This window comes from Bacillus sp. FSL M8-0077 (assembly GCF_038050255.1).
Classification (GTDB): Bacteria; Bacillota; Bacilli; order Bacillales; family Bacillaceae; genus Bacillus; species Bacillus altitudinis.
Genome location: NZ_JBBPAF010000001.1, coordinates 15,001 through 39,549, shown reverse-complemented (window position 1 = coordinate 39,549; position 24,549 = coordinate 15,001). Strand labels below are relative to the sequence as shown.

Annotated in this window: 17 protein-coding genes, 3 tRNA genes, 2 rRNA genes, 1 other RNA gene, 2 pseudogenes and 1 other annotated feature (1 of these 26 only partly in view); of the genes and pseudogenes, 6 read left to right on the top strand and 19 right to left on the bottom strand. The window is 42.3% G+C overall.

Annotated elements, in window-relative coordinates:
• Window positions 1–28: 28 nt before the first annotated feature.
• From NST57_RS00185 to tadA, 11 genes are all read right to left on the bottom strand, one after another.
• Window positions 29–2,959, bottom strand: a 23S ribosomal RNA gene (locus tag NST57_RS00185).
• 98 nt (window positions 2,960–3,057) lie between these two features.
• A tRNA-Ala gene (locus tag NST57_RS00180) sits at window positions 3,058–3,133 on the bottom strand.
• A 14-nt stretch (window positions 3,134–3,147) separates the two neighbouring features.
• Window positions 3,148–3,224, bottom strand: a tRNA-Ile gene (locus NST57_RS00175).
• A gap of 96 nt (window positions 3,225–3,320) precedes the next feature.
• A 16S ribosomal RNA gene (locus NST57_RS00170) occupies window positions 3,321–4,869 on the bottom strand.
• Together the 16S and 23S rRNA genes with 2 tRNA genes alongside form the textbook arrangement of a ribosomal RNA operon.
• A 319-nt stretch (window positions 4,870–5,188) precedes the next feature.
• Window positions 5,189–5,452 (bottom strand): pro-sigmaK processing inhibitor BofA family protein, encoded by a 264-nt coding sequence (locus tag NST57_RS00165; RefSeq protein ID WP_341297815.1) that lies wholly within the window; start codon window positions 5,450–5,452, stop codon window positions 5,189–5,191.
• 66 nt (window positions 5,453–5,518) lie between these two features.
• The gene (locus NST57_RS00160; RefSeq protein ID WP_008342008.1) at window positions 5,519–5,743 is read right to left on the bottom strand and encodes a YaaL family protein; all 225 of its coding nucleotides are present in this window, start codon (window positions 5,741–5,743) and stop codon (window positions 5,519–5,521) included.
• A gap of 18 nt (window positions 5,744–5,761) precedes the next feature.
• Window positions 5,762–6,358: a recombination protein RecR gene (gene recR / locus NST57_RS00155; RefSeq protein ID WP_341297814.1), complete on the bottom strand. Its 597-nt coding sequence runs from the start codon at window positions 6,356–6,358 to the stop codon at window positions 5,762–5,764.
• Between the two features lie 15 nt (window positions 6,359–6,373).
• The gene (locus NST57_RS00150; RefSeq protein WP_008342011.1) at window positions 6,374–6,697 is read right to left on the bottom strand and encodes a YbaB/EbfC family nucleoid-associated protein; all 324 of its coding nucleotides are present in this window, start codon (window positions 6,695–6,697) and stop codon (window positions 6,374–6,376) included.
• Window positions 6,698–6,722: 25 nt separating this feature from the next.
• On the bottom strand, window positions 6,723–8,435 hold the full coding sequence (dnaX, locus tag NST57_RS00145) for a DNA polymerase III subunit gamma/tau (RefSeq protein ID WP_341297813.1): 1,713 nt from the start codon (window positions 8,433–8,435) through the stop codon (window positions 6,723–6,725).
• Window positions 8,436–8,765: 330 nt separating this feature from the next.
• An RNA gene (gene ffs, locus NST57_RS00140) (signal recognition particle sRNA large type) lies at window positions 8,766–9,030 on the bottom strand.
• Between the two features lie 76 nt (window positions 9,031–9,106).
• Window positions 9,107–9,583 carry a tRNA adenosine(34) deaminase TadA gene (tadA, locus tag NST57_RS00135; protein ID WP_142153522.1) on the bottom strand — a complete coding sequence of 159 codons (477 nt, stop codon included), beginning with the start codon at window positions 9,581–9,583 and terminating at the stop codon, window positions 9,107–9,109.
• A 79-nt stretch (window positions 9,584–9,662) separates the two neighbouring features.
• Here tadA and NST57_RS00130 point away from each other — a divergent pair, with 79 nt between their 5' ends.
• The 4 genes from NST57_RS00130 to NST57_RS00115 all read left to right on the top strand — a co-directional run bounded on the left by NST57_RS00130 (window position 9,663) and on the right by NST57_RS00115 (window position 12,923).
• Window positions 9,663–10,217, top strand: a complete 555-nt coding sequence (locus NST57_RS00130) for an isochorismatase family cysteine hydrolase (protein WP_080987767.1) — start codon at window positions 9,663–9,665, stop codon at window positions 10,215–10,217.
• A gap of 99 nt (window positions 10,218–10,316) precedes the next feature.
• Window positions 10,317–11,564, top strand: a complete 1,248-nt coding sequence (locus NST57_RS00125; RefSeq protein ID WP_445818807.1) for a glycoside hydrolase family 18 protein — start codon at window positions 10,317–10,319, stop codon at window positions 11,562–11,564.
• A 79-nt stretch (window positions 11,565–11,643) separates the two neighbouring features.
• Window positions 11,644–12,267 (top strand): deoxynucleoside kinase, encoded by a 624-nt coding sequence (locus NST57_RS00120; protein WP_341297812.1) that lies wholly within the window; start codon window positions 11,644–11,646, stop codon window positions 12,265–12,267.
• The gene (locus tag NST57_RS00115) at window positions 12,264–12,923 is read left to right on the top strand and encodes a deoxynucleoside kinase (protein ID WP_024719578.1); all 660 of its coding nucleotides are present in this window, start codon (window positions 12,264–12,266) and stop codon (window positions 12,921–12,923) included. Before NST57_RS00120 ends, NST57_RS00115 begins: the two co-directional genes overlap by 4 nt.
• 83 nt (window positions 12,924–13,006) lie before the next feature.
• Here the strand turns inward: NST57_RS00115 and NST57_RS00110 are convergent.
• The 6 genes and pseudogenes from NST57_RS00110 to pdxS form a co-directional block, all read right to left on the bottom strand.
• Window positions 13,007–13,099, bottom strand: a tRNA-Ser gene (locus NST57_RS00110).
• A gap of 247 nt (window positions 13,100–13,346) precedes the next feature.
• Window positions 13,347–14,704 (bottom strand): annotated as a pseudogene (locus tag NST57_RS00105) (IS1182 family transposase).
• Window positions 14,705–14,966: 262 nt separating this feature from the next.
• A pseudogene (locus tag NST57_RS20325) lies at window positions 14,967–15,302 on the bottom strand (methyl-accepting chemotaxis protein); the annotation flags it as partial.
• A gap of 596 nt (window positions 15,303–15,898) precedes the next feature.
• Complete coding sequence (gene serS, locus NST57_RS00095) at window positions 15,899–17,173, bottom strand: serine--tRNA ligase (RefSeq protein WP_135227207.1); 1,275 nt, start codon at window positions 17,171–17,173, stop codon at window positions 15,899–15,901.
• A 48-nt stretch (window positions 17,174–17,221) separates the two neighbouring features.
• Window positions 17,222–17,437: a binding site (T-box leader), on the bottom strand.
• Window positions 17,438–17,490: 53 nt separating this feature from the next.
• On the bottom strand, window positions 17,491–18,081 hold the full coding sequence (gene pdxT, locus NST57_RS00090) for a pyridoxal 5'-phosphate synthase glutaminase subunit PdxT (protein WP_008342030.1): 591 nt from the start codon (window positions 18,079–18,081) through the stop codon (window positions 17,491–17,493).
• A gap of 19 nt (window positions 18,082–18,100) precedes the next feature.
• Window positions 18,101–18,985 (bottom strand): pyridoxal 5'-phosphate synthase lyase subunit PdxS, encoded by an 885-nt coding sequence (pdxS, locus tag NST57_RS00085; protein WP_025206589.1) that lies wholly within the window; start codon window positions 18,983–18,985, stop codon window positions 18,101–18,103.
• A gap of 246 nt (window positions 18,986–19,231) precedes the next feature.
• On the opposite strand from pdxS, the gene pdxR reads away from it, so the two are divergent.
• A complete protein-coding gene (gene pdxR / locus NST57_RS00080; protein WP_017359016.1) occupies window positions 19,232–20,710 on the top strand; it encodes a MocR-like pyridoxine biosynthesis transcription factor PdxR in 1,479 nt (492 codons plus the stop codon).
• 235 nt (window positions 20,711–20,945) lie between these two features.
• On the opposite strand, the gene NST57_RS00075 is transcribed toward pdxR, so the two are convergent.
• On the bottom strand, window positions 20,946–22,271 hold the full coding sequence (locus tag NST57_RS00075; RefSeq protein ID WP_142153515.1) for a serine hydrolase: 1,326 nt from the start codon (window positions 22,269–22,271) through the stop codon (window positions 20,946–20,948).
• Window positions 22,272–22,431: 160 nt separating this feature from the next.
• Window positions 22,432–23,898: an IMP dehydrogenase gene (gene guaB, locus NST57_RS00070; RefSeq protein ID WP_142153513.1), complete on the bottom strand. Its 1,467-nt coding sequence runs from the start codon at window positions 23,896–23,898 to the stop codon at window positions 22,432–22,434.
• Between the two features lie 121 nt (window positions 23,899–24,019).
• Between guaB and NST57_RS00065 the strand changes: the two genes are divergently transcribed.
• Window positions 24,020–24,549: the 5' portion of a YaaC family protein gene (locus NST57_RS00065; protein WP_046342789.1), read on the top strand. The gene runs 439 nt beyond the window's last position; only the first 530 of its 969 coding nucleotides appear in the window; the start codon lies at window positions 24,020–24,022; the stop codon falls past the right edge of the window.

The window sequence follows — 24,549 nt, the reverse complement described above, 5'->3', positions numbered from 1 at the left end:
AACAATGTTCAATTTTCACATTAGAATATAGGTTAAGTCCTCGATCTATTAGTATCTGTCAGCTCCACGTGTCACCACGCTTCCACCTCAGACCTATCAACCTGATCATCTTTCAGGGATCTTACTTCCTTGCGGAATGGGAAATCTCATCTTGAGGGGGGCTTCATGCTTAGATGCTTTCAGCACTTATCCCGTCCGCACATAGCTACCCAGCGATGCCCTTGGCAGAACAACTGGTACACCAGCGGTGCGTCCATCCCGGTCCTCTCGTACTAAGGACAGCTCCTCTCAAATTTCCTGCGCCCGCGACGGATAGGGACCGAACTGTCTCACGACGTTCTGAACCCAGCTCGCGTACCGCTTTAATGGGCGAACAGCCCAACCCTTGGGACCGACTACAGCCCCAGGATGCGATGAGCCGACATCGAGGTGCCAAACCTCCCCGTCGATGTGGACTCTTGGGGGAGATAAGCCTGTTATCCCCGGGGTAGCTTTTATCCGTTGAGCGATGGCCCTTCCATGCGGAACCACCGGATCACTAAGCCCGACTTTCGTCCCTGCTCGACTTGTAGGTCTCGCAGTCAAGCTCCCTTGTGCCTTTACACTCTGCGAATGATTTCCAACCATTCTGAGGGAACCTTTGGGCGCCTCCGTTACATTTTAGGAGGCGACCGCCCCAGTCAAACTGCCCACCTGACACTGTCTCCCTGCCCGATAAGGGCAGCGGGTTAGAAGGTCAATACAGCCAGGGTAGTATCCCACCGATGCCTCCACCGAAGCTAGCGCTCCGGTTTCCAAGGCTCCTACCTATCCTGTACAAGCTGTACCAACATTCAATATCAGGCTGCAGTAAAGCTCCACGGGGTCTTTCCGTCCTGTCGCGGGTAACCTGCATCTTCACAGGTACTATAATTTCACCGAGTCTCTCGTTGAGACAGTGCCCAGATCGTTGCGCCTTTCGTGCGGGTCGGAACTTACCCGACAAGGAATTTCGCTACCTTAGGACCGTTATAGTTACGGCCGCCGTTTACTGGGGCTTCAATTCGCACCTTCGCTTACGCTAAGCGCTCCTCTTAACCTTCCAGCACCGGGCAGGCGTCAGCCCCTATACTTCGCCTTACGGCTTCGCAGAGACCTGTGTTTTTGCTAAACAGTCGCCTGGGCCTATTCACTGCGGCTTCTCGGGGCTTTAACACCCTAAGAAGCACCCCTTCTCCCGAAGTTACGGGGTCATTTTGCCGAGTTCCTTAACGAGAGTTCTCTCGATCACCTTAGGATTCTCTCCTCGCCTACCTGTGTCGGTTTGCGGTACGGGCACCTCTCACCTCGCTAGAGGCTTTTCTTGGCAGTGTGGAATCAGGAACTTCGCTACTAAATTTCGCTCGCCATCACAGCTCAGCCTTCACGGGAAACGGATTTGCCTATTTCCCAGCCTAACTGCTTGGACGCGGATATCCAATACCGCGCTTACCCTATCCTCCTGCGTCCCCCCATTGCTCAAATGGTGAGGAGGTGGTACAGGAATATCAACCTGTTGTCCATCGCCTACGCCTTTCGGCCTCGGCTTAGGTCCCGACTAACCCTGAGCGGACGAGCCTTCCTCAGGAAACCTTAGGCATTCGGTGGACGGGATTCTCACCCGTCTTTCGCTACTCATACCGGCATTCTCACTTCTAAGCGCTCCACCAGTCCTTCCGGTCTGACTTCACTGCACTTAGAACGCTCTCCTACCACTGTTCGTAAGAACAGTCCGCAGCTTCGGTGATACGTTTAGCCCCGGTACATTTTCGGCGCAGAGTCACTCGACCAGTGAGCTATTACGCACTCTTTAAATGGTGGCTGCTTCTAAGCCAACATCCTGGTTGTCTAAGCAACTCCACATCCTTTTCCACTTAACGTATACTTTGGGACCTTAGCTGGCGGTCTGGGCTGTTTCCCTTTCGACTACGGATCTTATCACTCGCAGTCTGACTCCCAAGGATAAGTCATCGGCATTCGGAGTTTGACTGAATTCGGTAACCCGGTAGGGGCCCCTAGTCCAATCAGTGCTCTACCTCCGAGACTCTTACCTTGAGGCTAGCCCTAAAGCTATTTCGGAGAGAACCAGCTATCTCCAGGTTCGATTGGCATTTCACCCCTACCCACACCTCATCCCCGCACTTTTCAACGTGCGTGGGTTCGGGCCTCCATTCAGTGTTACCTGAACTTCACCCTGGACATGGGTAGATCACCTGGTTTCGGGTCTACGACCACGTACTCATGCGCCCTATTCAGACTCGCTTTCGCTGCGGCTCCGCATCTTCTGCTTAACCTTGCACGGGATCGTAACTCGCCGGTTCATTCTACAAAAGGCACGCCATCACCCGTTAACGGGCTCTGACTACTTGTAGGCACACGGTTTCAGGATCTATTTCACTCCCCTTCCGGGGTGCTTTTCACCTTTCCCTCACGGTACTGGTTCACTATCGGTCACTAGGGAGTATTTAGCCTTGGGAGATGGTCCTCCCGGATTCCGACGGAATTTCACGTGTTCCGCCGTACTCAGGATCCACTCTGGAGAGAACAACATTTCAGTTACAGGGCTGTTACCTTCTTTGGCGGGCCTTTCCAGACCTCTTCGCTTATATCGTTCCTTTGTAACTCCGTATAGAGTGTCCTACAACCCCAAGAGGCAAGCCTCTTGGTTTGGGCTGTTCCCGTTTCGCTCGCCGCTACTCAGGGAATCGCATTTGCTTTCTCTTCCTCCGGGTACTTAGATGTTTCAGTTCCCCGGGTATGCCTTCTCATACTCTATGTATTCAAGTATGGATACTACTCCATTACGAGCAGTGGGTTTCCCCATTCGGAAATCTCCGGATCAAAGCTTGCTTACAGCTCCCCGAAGCATATCGGTGTTCGTCCCGTCCTTCATCGGCTCCTAGTGCCAAGGCATCCACCGTGCGCCCTTTCTAACTTAACCATTTCTTACTTTAGAAAGAATCACTATGTGTGATGAACTTTGCATTGCATTCAATGTGAATGTATTACTTATTGTTATCTAGTTTTCAAAGAACACGTTGGTGGAGCCTAGCGGGATCGAACCGCTGACCTCCTGCGTGCAAGGCAGGCGCTCTCCCAGCTGAGCTAAGGCCCCGATTTAATAGAAGATGGTGGGCCTGAGTGGACTCGAACCACCGACCTCACGCTTATCAGGCGTGCGCTCTAACCAGCTGAGCTACAGGCCCATCTTTCATATCGAAGATATGATGTTGTAGGATCTTTTGCAAGTTCCTTCAAAACTAAACAAGACGAAAAACGTACGCTGCTCCATATATCCTTAGAAAGGAGGTGATCCAGCCGCACCTTCCGATACGGCTACCTTGTTACGACTTCACCCCAATCATCTGTCCCACCTTCGGCGGCTGGCTCCATAAAGGTTACCTCACCGACTTCGGGTGTTACAAACTCTCGTGGTGTGACGGGCGGTGTGTACAAGGCCCGGGAACGTATTCACCGCGGCATGCTGATCCGCGATTACTAGCGATTCCAGCTTCACGCAGTCGAGTTGCAGACTGCGATCCGAACTGAGAACAGATTTGTGGGATTGGCTAAACCTTGCGGTCTCGCAGCCCTTTGTTCTGTCCATTGTAGCACGTGTGTAGCCCAGGTCATAAGGGGCATGATGATTTGACGTCATCCCCACCTTCCTCCGGTTTGTCACCGGCAGTCACCTTAGAGTGCCCAACTAAATGCTGGCAACTAAGATCAAGGGTTGCGCTCGTTGCGGGACTTAACCCAACATCTCACGACACGAGCTGACGACAACCATGCACCACCTGTCACTCTGTCCCCGAAGGGAAAGCCCTATCTCTAGGGTTGTCAGAGGATGTCAAGACCTGGTAAGGTTCTTCGCGTTGCTTCGAATTAAACCACATGCTCCACCGCTTGTGCGGGCCCCCGTCAATTCCTTTGAGTTTCAGTCTTGCGACCGTACTCCCCAGGCGGAGTGCTTAATGCGTTAGCTGCAGCACTAAGGGGCGGAAACCCCCTAACACTTAGCACTCATCGTTTACGGCGTGGACTACCAGGGTATCTAATCCTGTTCGCTCCCCACGCTTTCGCTCCTCAGCGTCAGTTACAGACCAGAGAGTCGCCTTCGCCACTGGTGTTCCTCCACATCTCTACGCATTTCACCGCTACACGTGGAATTCCACTCTCCTCTTCTGCACTCAAGTTTCCCAGTTTCCAATGACCCTCCCCGGTTGAGCCGGGGGCTTTCACATCAGACTTAAGAAACCGCCTGCGAGCCCTTTACGCCCAATAATTCCGGACAACGCTTGCCACCTACGTATTACCGCGGCTGCTGGCACGTAGTTAGCCGTGGCTTTCTGGTTAGGTACCGTCAAGGTGCAAGCAGTTACTCTTGCACTTGTTCTTCCCTAACAACAGAGCTTTACGATCCGAAAACCTTCATCACTCACGCGGCGTTGCTCCGTCAGACTTTCGTCCATTGCGGAAGATTCCCTACTGCTGCCTCCCGTAGGAGTCTGGGCCGTGTCTCAGTCCCAGTGTGGCCGATCACCCTCTCAGGTCGGCTACGCATCGTCGCCTTGGTGAGCCGTTACCTCACCAACTAGCTAATGCGCCGCGGGTCCATCTGTAAGTGACAGCCGAAACCGTCTTTCATCCTTGAACCATGCGGTTCAAGGAACTATCCGGTATTAGCTCCGGTTTCCCGGAGTTATCCCAGTCTTACAGGCAGGTTACCCACGTGTTACTCACCCGTCCGCCGCTAACATCCGGGAGCAAGCTCCCTTCTGTCCGCTCGACTTGCATGTATTAGGCACGCCGCCAGCGTTCGTCCTGAGCCAGGATCAAACTCTCCGAGGTATGCAGGATGCATATCACACATGCGTTGCTACACGATGTAGCGAACTTAGCATGTGATCATTTCCTGCCTCGCCAGTTTGACTGACTACCTATGATGTATCATAGGATTTTTTTATAAAAACTCGAATTAACAGGTACGTTTTGTCTTGTTTAGTTTTCAAAGAACTTGTTTACCGCTTCAGAAGCGACTAGAACATCTTATCACGTCCAAGTTGTTAGTGTCAACAACTTTTTTGTTGTTATGTTTTTTCGTATCTTCGTCATCAGCGACGTATATTACTTTACCACCATATATAATCAAAGTCAACAACATTTTGCATTAAATAATAAACTTTTCAATTACGACTAAAGCTGCTACACCTGGGATGCCCAACAAACCACTAATTCCGCTCGTTACAGGGTTAATGGAGATATGAAGTCCTAAACTCTCACCGAATAAATTGAGACAAAATAAAAAAAGAGCGCCTGCGACAAATTTTATTCCGATAAGCCCTAACCATTTGAATGGATTCGCTTGAACACCTGACATAAACAACAATAAAACAGCTAACAAAATTGAACCAATCACAATAACAGGTTCCATAATCCTCTCATCTCCTCTTCATATGAATAGTACAAGCATATGAGAGGACTATGTAAAATAGACCTGCTACCTCCAGTTGTTTAAACGTAAATTTCTCTTTTTCGCTTCTCTCAGATAGAAAAAGTACTTCGCTTGAGCAAGCTTTAATTCGAATAGAATGTCCGGTGAAGGCTCAACGCTGTTTGCGACAAGCTTTTTTTGTCTGTTCCATTCTTCCTTTTGCTTAAAAAGCTGTTGAATTAATATCTCATCGAATTCTTTTCGAATTGATTTTCTGCGAAGAAAACCCATGTACCGTACTTCTCCTTCCTACATCTCACGTCTGCCTTCTAGAGCCTTAGAAAGTGTGACTTCATCCGCATACTCTAAGTCTCCACCAACTGGGAGTCCGTGAGCAATGCGAGAGAGTTTAATTCCTGATGGTTTCAACAATCTAGAGATATACATGGCTGTCGCTTCTCCCTCAATGTTTGGATTGGTTGCAAGAATGACCTCTGTGACTTGATCGTCTTGCAATCTTTTTAATAGGTCAGGAATTTTAATATCCTCAGGTCCAATTCCGTCCATTGGTGAAATAGCACCATGAAGCACATGATATAAACCATTGTATTCTTTCATTTTTTCCATTGCGATCACATCTTTTGGATCCTGAACGACACAGATAACAGATTGATCTCTTCTTGTATCTTCACAAATATAACAAGGATCCTGATCAGTGATATGTCCGCAAACAGAACAATAAATTAAATTACGCTTTGCATTAACAAGTGCCTTCGCAAAGTCCAACACGACGTCTTCCTGCATACTAAGAACAAAAAAAGCCAGACGGACCGCAGTTTTAGGTCCGATTCCTGGCAATTTCATAAAGCTGTCAATCAGCTTTGATATTGGTTCAGGATATTGCATCTTCAGTTATTCCTCCTAGAATAAACCTGGCATGTTCATTCCTTTTGTGAATTGACCCATTGTTTCATTCGTTAGTTCATCAACTTTTTTCAATGCATCATTTGTTGCTGCAAGTACAAGGTCTTGAAGCATATCGATGTCTTCAGGATCAACAACTTCTTCATTAATCGCCACATCAACGACTTCTTTTTGTCCATTTACTTTTACAGTGACCATGCCGCCACCTGCCGTACCTTCAAGCACTTTTTCTGCAAGCTCTTCTTGAGCCTTAGCCATATCCTTCTGCATTTTTTGCATTTGTTTCATCATTTTTTGCATATTTCCCATTCCACCGCGCATATGAACACCACTCTCTTTCAAATTGTTAATCTTTAATTTCAATTAAATCGGTTCCTACTAACTTCTTTGCTTCTGCAATTAATGGATCTTCTTCAGCAGAAGCTGCCTGACCATCTGCTTGTTCTTCAGGCTGATGATCTCTTAAAAATTCTTCTCTTATTTTACCCCATTGAGCGTCTGGAACGCCAACTAATTCCACTCTTTTTCCTAGCATAGATTCTAGCAGTTGCTCAAGATTGGTTCGAACACCACTTTTATCTTCGGCCACCATCTTACAATGTATTTCAAATTTGAATTTTAAAACAAAGGCATGAGTTGCCGCCGCAACTGGTTCACTATCTGTTAATAGCGCAGCGTGAGATACCTTATTTTGCTGTTTTAATTGGGCAAGAAGCTCTCCCCATTTGCCTTTTATTTTTTCTAGCTCCGGCCGCTTCGCTTCTTTTAAAATCTCATGAATTCGGCCGACAGGTGCACGATAGCCATTTTTATTACTCGTTTGAGGTCGAGGTGCTTCCTTTTTTTCTTGAGGACTTTGAGACTGAGTCATTGGAACACCCTCAGCTTTTAGCCTAGATAGCTCCTGTTCCAGCCTGTCTATTTTATTCGTTAACGCTGTTAGGTCGGAATCAGCCGGAGATGATACAGCACCAGCCGTTGACTGACAGAGCTTAACCACAGCTACTTCAAAGAAAATTCTAGGATGGTTTGTCCATTTCATTTCCTGATGGCTTTTATTCAGCACTTCAATCGTTTCATAAAGAAACTGAGGTGCCACACGTTCTGAAAGAGCCACAAACTTATCGTCGACTTTAACTTTTTCAAGGACACCTTCAAGATCCGGTGCTGTTTTGTAAAGGAGCATATCTCTAAAGTAGAAGATCATATCCTCTATTAATTTAGCGGCATCTTTCCCCTGTTGAAGCAATTCATTTAATGTATCCAAAGCTATCGCAATATTTTGCTCAAAAATGGCTTCAGCAAGCTGACTAATGAAATGCTGAGATACAGCACCTGTAATGAGCAGTGCATCATCAATTGTGAGCTGTTCACCACTAAATGAGATCGCTTGGTCAAGGAGACTGAGTGCGTCACGCATGCCTCCATCTGCCGCACTAGCAATAATCTCGAGTGAACCCTCTTGTATATTTAGGCTTTCTGCATCTACAATTTTCTCCATTCGTCCAACAATATCTTTTGTCGTGATCCGTTTAAAATCAAATCTCTGACATCTTGATATGATGGTAAGAGGAATCTTATGAGGCTCTGTGGTAGCCAAAATAAAGATACAATGAGCAGGTGGTTCCTCTAGCGTTTTAAGAAGTGCATTAAATGCCCCTATAGAGAGCATATGTACCTCATCTATAATATAAACCTTATATGTAACCGCTGAAGGAGCAAATTTCACTTTATCACGTATATCCCGAATTTCATCTACCCCGTTATTTGAGGCAGCATCTATTTCAATCACGTCTGAAATCGAACCGGTCGTAATCCCTCTACAGGCATCACACTCATTACACGGCTCACTAACAGGTGACTTTTCACAGTTCACTGCCTTCGCAAAAATCTTAGCAGCACTTGTTTTACCTGTTCCTCTAGGACCTGAAAATAAGTAAGCATGAGAAAACTTTTTCTGCAAAAGGGCATTTTGCAACGTTTTTGTGATGTGTTCTTGTCCAACAACATCCTCAAAAACTTGAGGTCTGAACACTCGGTATAAAGCTTGATAACTCACAAATACGCCCTCCTCCATTTATCATCATGTTCATTATACATGATGCAACGATCAATTCAAAAGTACACCTTTATTTTCTAATAAACGAAAAAGGGCGTTTCCTTTAAAGACTTTTTACTTTTCTTGATTAAAAAACGTATTTCCCTGCTTTCTGAAAATGTCTGCTAGATCAACGAGAACATTTGTTCTGTTTGTGGATTGTCCAAAAATACCTAACCCCAAAAAAGGCTTTTTTGCTATTTGTATAAACAAAGCAACTGATATATTCTTTCAAGAGCAACAAAAAACTCACCTAGATAAACTAGATGAGTTACATTTAATATTGATTTACCGTGCACCTTCTGTCGATTCGCTACCCCAAGCGTTACTTAAACAGTTAGCTCGGCCCAGGCAACCCTGCGGCACATGAGAGGTTTCACTTAATGCTGCTTCCTTCCGGACCTGACATGGTTCATGAATTCCCATTGCGCAGGACCCAGACGTCAACACCACTTATTTAAGGCAGACCTTGAAGTAAACGAACCTCGAGAAGGGATTCGGCCTCGCTAGAGCGGATTGCGAGTACAGGGCACCGCTACCTCCCCGCTTAGCACGGCAAAATGAATATTAAATTGTTAGTGACGCAGACATAAGTATACCTTCAAAGTGATAAAATTGCAAACGACATCCATTCATTTACTTTTCGCCTGCTTCTTCCGCTGACGGAGGTCTCGAAAGAATTGACTTAACAGCTCACCGCACTCATTTTCAAGCACACCGCCAACGACTTCAGACTGATGATTGAACCGCTCATCGTCCAATAAATTCATTAAAGTACCAGCACATCCACCTTTAGGATCATAGGCACCAAAAACGACCTTTTTCACTCTTGAAAGTACAATAGCGCCTGCACACATTGGGCACGGTTCGAGTGTAACATAAAGTACAGCATCTTCTAAACGCCAGCTACCAGTCATTTTACAAGCTTCATCAATAGCAAGTAATTCCGCATGAGCAATTGATCGCTGTTCACTTTCCCTTAAATTGTGAGCACGGCTTACAATTTGATCATCAACAACGATGACGGCACCGATTGGAACTTCTCCTATTTGTTTTGCTTTCAAAGCTTCAGAAATAGCTTCTTGCATAAACTGTTCATCTTTCGTCATAGCACGGCTCTCTTTTCATGTTTTTTTAAAGGATATTGAGGTTAACATATTATCACAATCTTTTAAAGGGGGTCTTGATTTGCCAAAACAACAAAAGGCACTACTTATTATTGACATGATCAATAATTTTGATTTCGAAATGGGACATGTGCTCGCTGAAAAAACAGAGCAAATGACCAATAAAATTTTAGCCCTTAAACGACACGCTTTCAAGAAAAATTGGCCAATTATCTATATCAACGACCACTATGGACTCTGGAAGGCTGATATCAAAGCTGTTATGGAAACATGCAAAAACGAAAGAAGTGCCCCTATTTTAGAGCAAATGGCACCATCTAAAGATGATTACTTCTTAATTAAACCTAAGCACTCTGCCTTTTACGGAACAGCACTAGAGACACTCCTAAATGAATTAGGTGTGCAAGATCTTATTTTAACTGGAATTGCCGGAAACATCTGTGTCCTGTTCACTGCAAATGATGCTTACATGCGAGAGTACAACCTTACTGTACCTAAAGATTGTATTGCTTCAAATGATGATAGGGACAACGAGTACGCTTTAACGATGATGGAGAACGTTCTTCTTGCCAAAATCACAACAACTAAAGAGATCACGGATGAAAATCAAACATGATTTATCCATCACCCTCATAAATTGTTAGCAATAACAAAGGGGGCGTTGACCATTCAAATTTATGTTGTCAAAAGAGGAGATACATTAAATGAAATTGCCATGCGTTTTAAAACAACGGCAAATGAAATCATTCGGACCAACGACATCGAAACACCAAATCAACTAGTCGTTGGACAAACAATTGTCATCCCGATTAGAGGTCAATTTTATGAAGTCAAACAAAATGATACACTTTATCAAATTGGAAGGAGATTTGAAATTTCCGTAGAAGAATTGGCACGTGTGAATCGGATTCGGCCTGAAGCCATATTGCCTATTCGTTTTTTGCTTTATATTCCACAAAGACCGAAAAGAAATATTAATTCTAATGCTTATATAGAACCACGCGGAAACCAAGTCAGCGAAAACTTAAAACAAGCAGCCAGAGAGGCATCTCCATACTTAACCCATCTCGGTGCCTTTAGTTTTCAAGCGCAAAGAGACGGCACACTTCGCGAACCACCGTTAGATCAATTACCTCAGATTGCCGCTCAAAACAGAACGGTTTTATCCATGGTAGTCACAAATCTAGAGAATGATAAATTTAGTGATGAACTCGGGCGAATCCTTTTAACAAATCAATCTGTCAAAACGACATTTTTAAATGAAATCGTCCGCGTTGCTCAAAAGTATCAACTAAAAGAAATCCATTTTGACTTTGAATATTTACGCCCTGTCGATAAAGAAGCTTACCTTCAATTTTTAAGAGAGGCAACAACTCGTTTTCATCAACAGGGTTGGACTATTTCTGTGGCACTTGCTCCTAAAACAAGCAGTGAACAGAAAGGAAAATGGTATGAGGCGCATGACTATGAAGCAATTGGTAAGATTGTTGATCATGTTGTACTGATGACTTATGAGTGGGGATACAGCGGCGGGCCTGCACAAGCCGTCTCTCCAATCGGCCCCGTACGCCAAGTCATTGAATATGCACTGACTGTCATACCTGCCAATAAAATTGTGATGGGGCAGAATTTATATGGTTATGATTGGACGCTTCCTTATGTTCAAGGAGGCCCTATCGCCAAAGCCGTCAGCCCTCAACAAGCGATCGCCATTGCTAGAGAGAATAATGTATCCATTCTATATGACGAAACAGCACAAGCACCTTATTTCCGTTATACAGATGCTAACAACAAAGAACACGAGGTTTGGTTTGAAGACGCAAGATCCATTCAAGCCAAATTTAATCTTATTAAAGAGTTAAACCTAAATGGAATTGCTTACTGGAAATTAGGTCTATCCTTCCCACAAAACTGGTTGTTGTTATCAGATCAATTTAATATTGAAAAAAGAACGACATCGTAATTCATTCGCTCTATCTCTCAGAAGGGGTATGGTACAATATACATTGGTTTGACAACTTTATAGATAGAGGAGATCGCCTATGTATCCTGCCCCTTTTATTGCAGTGGAAGGCCCAATTGGAGCCGGAAAAACAACCTTGGCTACAATGCTTTCAAAGGAATTTCAATTTCCTTTAGTCAAAGAAATTGTAGAAGAAAATCCATTCTTAGATAAATTTTATGAAGATATGGACCAATGGAGCTTTCAGCTTGAGATGTTCTTTCTATGCAATCGGTTTAAACAGTTAGAATCTATTGAAGAAAACTATATCAAAAAACAGCAGCCGATTGTCACTGATTATCATGTCTATAAAAATATGATATTTGCAGAAAGAACCTTATCCAAAAAGCACATGGATAAATATAAAAAGATCTATCACTTGCTGACAGATGATCTTCCTAAACCAAATGCCATGATCTATATAAAAGCCAGCCTTCCCACCTTACTTGATAGAATAAAGATGAGAGGCCGATCTTTTGAAGAAGACATTGATCCAGCTTATTTAAAAACCCTGATTGAAGATTATGAGTTAGCCATCGATCATTTAAAACAAACTGACCCAGGGCTTCCTATCATTACAATTGAAGGCGATCATACAGACTTCGTTTCCTCACAGCAAGATTACCAGCAAATTGTACAGAACATAAAGGAGCAAGTACTATGAAAAATATCGAAATACCAAAGGATGCTGTCATTACAATTGCAGGGACAGTTGGTGTCGGGAAATCGACCATGACGAAAACAATAGCGGACAAGCTAGGATTTCAAACTTCTCTCGAAAAAGTAGATGATAATCCATACTTAGAACCTTTCTACTCAGATTTTCAAAGATGGAGCTTTCATTTACAGGTCTATTTCCTAGCTGAACGTTTTAAGGAGCAGAAACGAATCTTCGAGTCTGGTGGAGGTTATGTACAAGATCGGTCAATTTATGAGGACACTGGCATTTTTGCTAAAATGCACGCAGACAAAGGTACCATGTCAGAGGTAGACTATGAAACGTATACGAGTCTATTTGAGGCGATGGTGATGACACCTTACTTCCCTCACCCAGATGTCCTAATTTACTTACATGGGGATTTAGATCATATATTACATCGTATTGAAGAGCGCGGGAGAGAGATGGAAACTCAAACCGATCGAGCATATTGGGAAGAAATGTACACTCGATATACAGAATGGATTGAACAATTTGACCTGTGCCCTGTGATTAAAATTAATATTGAAGATTATGACTTACTTCATGACGAAAGCTCACTTGATCCAATTCTTCATGAAATTGCTTCTGTTATTCAAAAGAATCGCTCTAACACAAAATAAAAAAACCGCTGCATTTCTTGAATGCAGCGGTTTGACAATTTCCAATTTTTATGCGTTTCAATTCAACTAAGGTAAAATCAATATGGCGGAGGAAGAGGGATTCGAACCCCCGCGGGCTTTGACACCCCTGTCGGTTTTCAAGACCGATCCCTTCAGCCGGACTTGGGTATTCCTCCGTATCGACAAGAATTAATATATCATATCATCTTATTTTAAGTCAACATCTTTCCGAAAAAAATTTCAACATTTGATTTTGGAATGATGTTTAGCCTATAAAAAGCAGCCGATTATCGGCTGCTCCAGATTGTTGACAAAAGGCTAAAATGAACTTTATTTTAGCCTTTTCAGACCGTAGACAAACCCCACTTTTACTTAAAGTAAAAGTGGGGTTTTCACTGATTTTGATAAAATTTATCTGTTGTCTTAGGCTGGACATGGTCCTTTCCATGTCCAGTTTGCTAGCTTTTTGAGATTCATGGCAGCGAAAGTAAGCATCGCCTGCATTGAAACTTTTTTGAGTCCACGAAGTTTCGTCCAACGCATACCATGCTTTTCTTTTGCATCCGCAAAAACGCGTTCTATTGTTTCTTTCCGTTTTGCATAAATGTCTTTATTCATTTGTGTCAGTCTCAGATGGTCTGCTTCATCTAGATAGTCCTGCCAAATATGCCGATGAATTTGTTTGGTGTGATTTTGACTTTGTGTACAGTTATTTAAAAACGAGCAGGATTTACATACCTCTGAATCAGACGCATATTGCTTATAGCCTTCTCTAGTCGTTGTACGATAAGAGAGAATTTGCCCGTTGGGGCAAATGTAACAATCAAAATATGCATCATACACGTATTCATTCTTTTTCAAATAACCAGCTTTTGTTCTTGGACGAGTGTAAGGCATGACAGGTCTTATCTCTTGATCCATTAAAAACTTAGCGATGTAAGGTGTTTTATATCCTGCATCTACTGCGACTACAAATGGTTTTCCGACTTTTTCTGTCACCTTTAATACGAGTGAATCCAACATACGACTATCATGAACATTTCCACCAGTGACCAGTGATCCTAAAATAAAAATCCTTTAGAATCACAAGCCGTATGAAATGAATAGGCAAATGATTTTTCTCGCTCATCCTTCACATAGTAGCCACTCTCTGGATCAGTCGTACTTACCTTGATTTCTTTTGTCTCTTCTTTATTCTGTAGGGGTAAAGGCTTTTTTCCATGTTCTTCACGGTCAATATTGATCTCCTCATGAAGCTGATTTTGATAACTTCTCGTCTCTACTCGAACAATTTTCTTTTCAAGTTTTTTCTTATTGGCATTCGCTTTTACATGAGTGGAGTCAATGAAGGCAATAGAAGGGTCAACGAGTCCTTTTTTCATCGCTTCTCTTAAGATTCGGTAAAAAATTTGTTCGAATAAATCTGTATCATGGAAGCGTCTCACGTAGTTTTTACCGAAGGTAGAAAAGTGCGGGATTTTCTCAGAAAATCCATATCCAATAAACCAACGATAAGCCACGTTGGTTTCAATTTCTTTAATGGTTTGCCGCATAGAGCGAATGCCAAATAGATATTGAATTAAGACCATCTTAATGAGAACAACGGGATCAACACTTGGTCTACCATTGTCAGAACTATAATGATCTTTGACAAGATCATAAACGAAATCAAAGTCGATCGCTTGATCAATTTTTCGTACAAGATGATCTTGAGGCACTAATTCATCTAAAGCCACTACTTCTAATTGATTTCGTCTTTCTTCTTCACGTTTCGATAACATATTTATCCCCCACAGATTAGTGTTATTACCCTTATTATACAAAAAAGCCTGTAGACTTTGTCTACAAGCTGAAAAGGCTAAAATGAACTTTATTTTAGCCTTTTGTCTTCTTTTCAGCGTGATAGAAAACCTTTGCAGTCTAGAAAGGACGAGTACTAGCGCGGAGCGAATTCGACATTCGTGAGCACCAGCACGCAGGACTGACAAAGAATGCGAGGGTTTGTCTACACGCTGAAGTAGCCGATTATCGGCTACTCTTCATTTAATTCGTATCCTGTCTAATGTCTTCAATAAAAAGATTCATCTCTTCTTTAAAATCATTTAATGATTCGATAATCTTTGTAAAGTCTGTCACTTGTTTAGCTTGTTCGTTCGTTGAACTGCTGATTTGTGAGATGTTTTCAGATAAAGTGCCAATGCTGTCCTGGATTTCTTTTAAAAATGCATTAATGGTTTCAGCTGCTTCCTTTGATCCATCTGATAACTTACGTACTTCGTCTGCAACAACAGCAAAGCCTTTTCCATTTTCACCTGCTCTTGCCGCTTCAATTGCAGCATTGAGTCCTAGCAGGTTTGTTTGTCTCGCGATACCACCAATGGTTTTGACGACTTCTTCAATGTTTGCGGATTTCTCTTCTGCTCTTCCGGCCTGCTCACTAATTTCTAAGCTTGTCGCAGCAAGCTCCTGTGAATGGGCAGCAATTTGCTCAATTCCACCTTGTAACTCTTTCGCTACTTTATTGATATGTTCCATATAGCCGCTTAATTGCTTCTCACGATGATGTGAAAAAGCCACTAAAAAAGAGCCAATCACTTTTCTATCTTCATCAAAAATCGGATAACCTTTTACAGCAATTTCATAACCATATAAAGACTCTGGCAAATGCCCATCATATTCTTGTCCTCTTAATGTCGTCGCCACGTTTTGGTCCTCTGGGTTTAAAGCGTCCCCTACTTTAATGCCAAAATCTACTGTGGTCGATGGATAATAGCAAAGTACCTTCTCTGTATCAGTGATGCCGAAAAGGACACTTTCATCTAGAACTTTTCTAAGTAATTGAGCCATTTCAACATAATAGTCAAGCCTATTCAAGGTTATTCCTTCTTTCCTAGATGCTTTTAGTTCTTTTATCGGCTTATTTTAGAAAAGCTGTAGAAGTTTAGGTAAAAAGAATAAGATGCCATGACGGCATCCTATTTTATCACTTCTTTATTTCCCATATAAGGACGTAACACCTCAGGAATGATCACTGTTCCATCCTCTTGTTGATAGTTTTCTAAAATAGCTGCAACAGTTCTTCCTACCGCTAAACCAGATCCATTTAATGTGTGGACGTGTTCTGGCTTTGCTTTAGGCTCAGGGCGGAAACGAATGTTCGCTCGTCTCGCTTGGAACGCTTCAAAGTTACTGCAAGAAGAAATTTCACGATACGTATTTTGACTCGGAATCCATACTTCGATATCGTATTTCTTCGCAGCCGTAAAGCCTAAATCTCCTGTACACATGCTCATGACACGGTATGGCAGGTTCAATAACTGAAGAACTTTTTCTGCTTGGTTTGTTAGTTTCTCTAATTCTTCATAAGAATCTTCTGGTCTGACAAATTTCACAAGCTCTACTTTGTTAAATTGGTGCTGACGGATGAGTCCGCGCGTATCTCTGCCAGCAGAACCAGCTTCTGATCTAAAGCAAGCACTAAATGCTGCATAATTGATTGGCAGCTGCTCTCCTTCAAGAATTTCGTCACGGTGCATGTTCGTAATTGGCACTTCAGCCGTTGGAATGAGGAAATAATCTTCTTCTCGAATTTTAAAAGCATCCTCTTCAAACTTTGGAAGCTGTCCAGTTCCTGTCATGCTTGCTCTGTTGACCATATAAGGTGGTAGTACTTCAGTAAAACCAAATTCATCTACGTGTAAATCCAGCATAAAGTTATAAAGTGCACGCTCTAACCGTGCGCCTAGCCCTTTATAAAAAACAAAACGGCTTCCTGTCACTTTTCCTGCACGTTCAAAATCCAAAATCTTCAGCTCATCCGCTACATCCCAATGCGGCTTAGGTTCAAATGAGAAGCCTGGCTGTTCGCCCCATTTTCTCACTTCAATGTTGTCATCTTCTGTCTCACCGACTGGTACAGAATCATGAGGGATGTTTGGAATTGAGAACAGGATGGTTTGCAGGCTTTCCTCTACTGTTCTTAATTCATCATCCAACTTCTTAATCTCATCGCCTACCTCACGCATTTCTTGAATAATGTGATCGGCGTCTTTCTTTTCTCTTTTTAGAACAGCCACTTGCTGTGATACTTCATTTCTTCGGCTCTTTAATACTTCTGTTTTGCCGATTAACTCTCTTCTTTTTTGATCCAGCTCACCAAACTTATCAAAATCCGCTAAATCTTCGCCTCGATGGGCTAATTTTTCTTTGATTTGATCAAAATCCGTGCGCAGTTGTTTAATATCCAGCATGTGTAACACTCCTTTTTTATCGAAAAATAAAAAGAGCCCTCATCCCATGAAAGGGACGAGAGCTCTCGCGTTGCCACCCTGATTGAAAACACGCCAAAAGCATGCTTTCCTCTTTCCTCTGTAACGGCATCACCGTAAATGCTTACTTCTTGTTTCAGCATTTCGCTCAAGGATGGATTCAGAATGCATCTTTCACCGATTCTCACCAACCATCGGCTCTCTGAGAAAGAGGGGCTTCTTACTATTTCCCGTCAACGCTTTTTCGATCTTTGATTGTGATTTTAATGTACTATAAGTTTTATCTCTTTTCAACCGTTTTATACAGCGAGCTTCGTTTTATAGGACTCCACCATCTCAACAAACAGCTGTGTTAACCGGTGGTCATCTGTCAGCTCTGGATGAAAAGAACAACCTAAGATATTGTTTTCTTTCGCCATCACAATCCTGCCGTCATACTCAGCCATGACCTCTACGCTCTCATCTGCGCTGATGATATGAGGCGCACGGATGAACACTCCTGTAAACGGCGCATCCAGTCCTTTCACTTCTACATCTGCTTCAAAGCTGTCTACCTGTCTGCCAAACGAATTACGTGCAACAGATACATTTAACAGGCCAAGATGAGCATCTTCTCGATCTTCTATATGCTTTGCCAGCATAATCAAACCGGCACAAGTCCCAAATATCGGTTTACCTTGAGCAGCGAACGCTTTAATCGGTTCAATGAATTGGTACGTATCCATGAGTCTTCTCATTGTCGTACTTTCACCACCAGGGATAATGAGACCGTCAACAATTTCTAACTCCTCTACCCGCTTGATGATCTTTCCCGCTGCGCCACACGCTTCAATGGATTGAATATGCTCTCTCACCGCTCCTTGAAGCCCTAGTACACCAATTGTTAGCATGTTCGTCGCGCTCCCTTAATTACCAGCCACGCTCTTGCATACGCTCTTCTGGCAGTAGATTTGAAATTTCAATTCCTTTCATCGCTGTTCCAAGCTCTTTAGAAAGCTCTGCAATCAGACGGTAATCTGTGAAATGAGTCGTTGCTTCTACAATCGCTTTTGCAAATTTAGCTGGATTGTCTGATTTGAAGATACCAGAGCCGACAAATACACCATCTGCTCCAAGCTGCATCATTAATGCTGCATCTGCTGGTGTCGCAACACCTCCAGCTGCAAAATTTACAACTGGCAATTTTCCTTCTTTTTTAATTTGAACCAATAATTCATAAGGTGCGCCTAAATTTTTGGCTTCTGTCATCAATTCATCTTCACTCATTGCCGCCACTTTACGAATTTGAGCATTGACCTTTCTCATATGACGGACAGCTTCTACAATGTTTCCTGTACCAGGCTCACCTTTTGTCCGTAGCATTGAAGCGCCTTCTGCAATACGGCGAGTCGCCTCACCTAGATCACGACAGCCACATACGAAAGGTACCGTGTATTCATTTTTATTTAAATGGAATTCCTCATCTGCGGGCGTCAGCACTTCACTCTCATCAATATAATCAACACCAAGTGCTTCAAGAACACGAGCTTCCACGATGTGGCCGATACGTGCTTTTGCCATGACTGGAATCGTTACTGCATTTTGTACTTCTTCTACGATTCTTGGATCTGCCATACGGGCAACACCGCCTGCTGCACGGATATCAGCTGGTACTCGTTCTAGTGCCATCACTGCCACTGCGCCTGCTTCTTCTGCGATTTTTGCCTGCTCAGCATTGACGACATCCATAATGACGCCACCTTTTTGCATTTCTGCCATTCCACGTTTTACTCGTTCAGTTCCCTTATTGCTCACAATTGTTTCCTCCCATTTGTCTATTCGATTGATTCAACACCTTTATCATACAAGCGATAGAGTATAACAATAAAGAGAATAGTATAACAATTCAATTAGCTCACAAAAAAGGATAAACCCTTATACATCAAGATTTTATAGTGAAAAAAGCATCATTACCTCTTTTAAGAGTATTTGACATGTTATAATGTAACTATAACAATCTGAAACCATGTATAACAATTTCACGCTCATTGGAGGATTCTCATGCATATTGATATCCATCGACATTCAGATACATCTCTTTCGAATCAGATTTACTTCTCCATCGTTGATCACATTCAATCAGGTCTGCTTCAGCAAGGCGATAAGCTGCCGACTGTACGTGATCTAGCGAAACAGCTCAATGTGAGTCTTGTCACAGCAGCAAAAGCCTATACACGGCTTAAGGACGACGGATTTTTAACGACTGTACAAGGAAAAGGTACGTTTGTGAATGAGCAGCATGAGCAAACTGACATCCCAGTTCAATCATCTACTTCTTTCGATTGGCAATTATCGATCCCAGATTATTTACCAAGGTCTCAATTCGCTCAGTATCACTATGTAGAAGAAGCCATTAATCTTTCTTCCTCTATGATTGATCCTGGTCTTTTACCTAACCGGTATTTAGAAAAAGAAATGCAGCATGTCCTAGCCAGGCATCCTCAAATCATGTCAAAATACGGAGAAATACAAGGTGACCTTCAGCTTCGTCAAGTCATTCAATCTTTTCTAGAAAAATTAGATGTCCCTTCTACTCCTGAAAATATTCTTGTCACAAGCGGTTCTCAGCAAGGACTTGATTTAGTGGCACGTACATTTATCGGGCCGGATGATGTAGTTGTCATGGAGGCACCCACCTATCCAGGCGCAATTGATGTCTTTATGGGGAGAGGAGCACGAATTATTACGGTTCCTGTCGATCATGAAGGAATGAACATGAAACAGCTTCAAAGCATTTGTGATAAATATAAACCAAAGCTCATCTATACCATTCCTACTTTTCACAGTCCTACAGGCGCCAGTATGTCGTTGAAACGAAGAAAACAGCTGCTTTTACTGGCACAAAGCATTGATTGTCTCATTGTAGAAGATGATCCTTATCGTGAGCTTTATTTTGAAAAGAAACCGCCGGCACCTATTAAAAGCCTTGATCACGATGGACACGTCATTTATTTACGAGGATTAAGCAAGACACTGGCTCCAGGATGCAGAATAGGAATTATTACAGCGTCAGGCTCTATATTTAACCGTTTATTAGCAGCAAAGGCCAATAATGATTTAGGGAGCCCACTTCTCACCCAAAAGGCGATCTTACCGTTTCTCACATCCAAGAAGATGATCGATCATACGAAAAAATTAAGAACTGCCTTGAAGGTGAGACGCGATTTGATGATGGATGTGTTGACAAAGCATGCACCAAAGGACGTCACGTGGCAAATCCCACAGGGCGGGCTCAATTTATGGCTTAGCTTTCCTTCCTGGGTCGATACACGTGCCCTATTACATGAGGCACGGAAGCAGCAAATCACCTTCCTGCCTGGGTCTGTCTGCTATCCTGGGGAGCCGAAGCAGAATTATATACGTCTCAGTTTTTCTTATGTGAATGAAAAGGCACTGACAGAAGGGATGGAAAAGTTATGTGGTATTTTTCAGCAGGCCTTGTCTACACCTCAAAACCACAAACAATCTCTTTTCTTTTAACGATAAAAAAACTGCTCTCACATATAGAGAGCAGTCAGGCTGTCGAGAAAACCTCGACAGTTTTTTGAAATTTTAAATACACCGTATATTGAATAAACTCCAAATGAAAAACACCATATATCGTTTCTTGAACAGTTCAAAAGACAAAAATGAGGGTTTTGTGGACATCTTGTCTTAAAAACCCTCACTTTCTCTTCACGCTGACTGCTCTCACATATAGAGAGCAGTTTTTTTATTAGAACCAACCTTTTACTGTGTCAACGATTCCGCCCCAAATGCCAGCGAAGAATCCACCTACACCACGCATTGCAAGGATGAACCAGTTTGCTTTTTCATCACCTGTTTTCGTCACAAGCTCAACACCTGATTGGTCTTTACTCAAATAGCCGTAGTCCTTCTCATCACCAGAATAAGAAGTCGTCAGCATGCCAACCTTCGTTCCTTTTTTAATAGGAGCTTCTAGGTTCTTTTTATCAATATTTACTTTCGCTTTATAGCTCTTCTCGTCACCATTTTTAACCGGTACAGAGAAAGCTTCTTTCGTCACGACGGGTACTTCTTTATCTTTCCCTTTATCGACTTCGATGTTTTCATTTCCCTTGATCTGTTGGCCTTTTTTGTACATTTCTTTCATCGTGAAGTTTTTAAAGGCATAATCGAACAATTTTTTCGCCACATCGAAACGAGCTGTATGAAGATTCCCTTTAGCATTAAGGATAACTGCGATTACACGCATGTCACCGCGTTTTGCTGTACCTGTGAAACTAGAACCAGCTGAATCAGTAGAGCCCGTTTTCAGACCGTCTACGCCTTCATATTCTTTCACAAGTCCTTTAAGCATAAAGTTCCAGTTTGGCATGTCCATTTCATCATCTGTGCCTTCTCTGAACTTTGTTTTCGCGATGCTTGCTGTTTCAAGAATTTCTGGATGATCTTTGATGAGATGCTGTGCAAGCAAAGCCATATCCTTTGCGGATACTTCACTTTCTTCATCAGGTCCCGTACCTTTTGGCTGTTTGCCATGTAAGTCTTTATTTTCTAATCCAGTTGCATTCACGAATTTGTAATTGGTTAAGCCAAGTTCTTTTGCTTTTGCGTTCATTTTTTCAACAAACTTTGATTCTGATCCAGCGATTACCTCTGCTAGACCAATTGCTGCTGCATTTGCTGAATAAATAGCCGTTGCTTGATAAAGTTCTTTGACAGTATACGAACCATCTTTTCTCAATGGAACATTGGATAAACTGCGGTCTTGGGAAATTTCGTACACATAATCATCTGGCGTATATGTTTGATCCCATTTCACTTTGCCTTCAGCAATAGCCTCTAGTAATAGATACTCTGTCATCATCTTTGCCATACTAGCAATAGGCAGTCTTTGTTCTGCATTTTTACTATAAAGAATTTTACCTGTAGAAGCTTCAATAAGGATGGCTGCTTTCGCATTCACATTGAATGGATCTTCAGCCGCTTTTGCTTTGGACATTGGGGTAAATGCAGTAACAATCAATGCCAATGCAAGGATAGAGACCATAAGCTGTTTCAACATCTTGCTGTTCAATCGTCATACCTCCGTATTCATCTTTTTTCGACGTTTTTCATATATATTTAATCCACAAGGGCTTATTTCGACACAACAGTATAAATTTTATCACAATAAAGACAAAAAAAATAGACAGAGTCATAGACCCTGTCAAATGTAATTTGATTGTCACAATATATCAAGAAATTGTGTAGTTTGGTGATTCTTTTGTAATTTGTACATCATGTGGATGACTCTCACGAAGACCTGCACCTGTCATGCGAATGAATTGTGCTTCTTCTCTAAGAGTACGTAAGTCCTGTGTTCCACAGTAGCCCATACCAGAGCGAATACCGCCAACAAGTTGGTAAATAGTATCAACAACTGGTCCTTTATACGGTGTACGTCCTTCGATACCTTCTGGAACGAATTTTTTATTATCTTCTTGGAAGTAACGATCTTTACTTCCTTTTTCCATTGCAGCAACAGAACCCATACCACGATATACTTTGAAACGTCTACCTTGGAAAATTTCTGTTTCTCCTGGGCTTTCAGATGTACCAGCAAGAAGGCTTCCAAGCATAACAGCATGTCCACCAGAAGCCAATGCTTTCACGATATCACCTGAATATTTAATTCCACCATCTGCAATAATAGATTTACCATGTTTTCTTGCTTCTGTTGCACAATCATAAATCGCTGTGATTTGTGGTACACCGACTCCTGCAACAACACGTGTTGTACAAATCGATCCTGGTCCAATTCCCACTTTTACAATATCTGCTCCAGCTTCAAACAATGCTTTTGTTGCTTCAGCTGTTGCAACATTACCAGCAATGATGTTAAGAGAAGGATATGTTTCACGGATTTTCGATACAGTGTCTAGAACACCTTGAGAATGACCGTGTGCTGTATCAATAACGATCACATCAACATTGGCTTCTACTAATTTTTTCACACGAGTCATTGTATCGCCAGTGACACCTACAGCGGCACCTACAATTAAACGGCCATGTGCATCTTTAGAGGAGTTAGGGAATTCAATCACTTTTTCAATATCTTTGATGGTGATGAGGCCTTTTAAAGTTCCTTCGTCATCTAAAAGAGGTAATTTTTCAATTTTATATTGCTGAAGGATTTTTTCAGCTTCTTCTAATGTTGTTCCAACAGAAGCTGTCACAAGTTCCTCTTTTGTCATCACGTCGCTAATCTTCATTGAATAATCCGAAATAAAACGAAGGTCACGGTTCGTAATAATCCCAACAAGCTTTTGATCTTGTTCGTTATTGACAATCGGTACACCAGAAATACGATATTTACCCATTAAATGTTCTGCATCGAATACTTGATGATCCGGTGTTAAGAAAAATGGATTTGTAATAACGCCACGCTCTGAACGTTTTACTTTGTCCACTTGTTCTGCTTGCTGCTCAATAGACATGTTCTTATGGATAATTCCAAGACCACCTTGACGCGCCATTGCAATCGCCATTTGTGATTCCGTCACAGTATCCATTCCTGCACTAATAATTGGAATGTTCAACTTTAAAGTGTTTGTTAACTCAACTGATAAATTGACATCACGCGGAAGCACCTCAGACTTTGCTGGAACAAGCAACACATCGTCAAACGTCAAACCTTCTTTTGAAAATTTACTTTCCCACATTAGTAAATCCCCCTCTTTTCGGCAAAATATTATATGTAGATTATCAACTAGGAAACAGCATGTCAAGGAAGCAACAAACAGTTGCAATTTTTAGAAAATATAAAGAGAGTTGAGGAAGAAGATGAAAAGTTCAGGATGGAAGGATTTAAAACGTTTTTACTCACTTGAAACTTCCCAAAAGTTTCTATTTCAACAGTACGAAAAACGGAACATTCAGGATGCAAACCAGCAAGCCTATAAAAACTGTGAACGATTTATTTACTTTTTAAAGCATGGTCATACATTTTATGATCAAGCAGCTTCAGCTCCTCTTGAACTAAAACCGATTTTATTGTTTTATGGAATGGCACAGCTGTTAAAGGCATGTTTGCTAACAGTCGATCCCGACTATCCTTCTCAAACCTCTGTCTTAGCTCATGGCGTCACCTCAAGAAAAAGAAAGAAGCAACATTATCGTTTTAGTGAGGATGAAGTAAAGATTCAGCGAAACGGATTATGTATGCACGTATTAAAGCACTTATTTCATTTAAATGGTCTTGAAGATGAGCGATTTACGATGATCAATCTCCTTTCAAAAATACCTGAAATGGGTCATATTCTGGAGTTTCAAAAACAGCCCTCTACTTTAGTGAAGGTAGAACAAGCAAATGG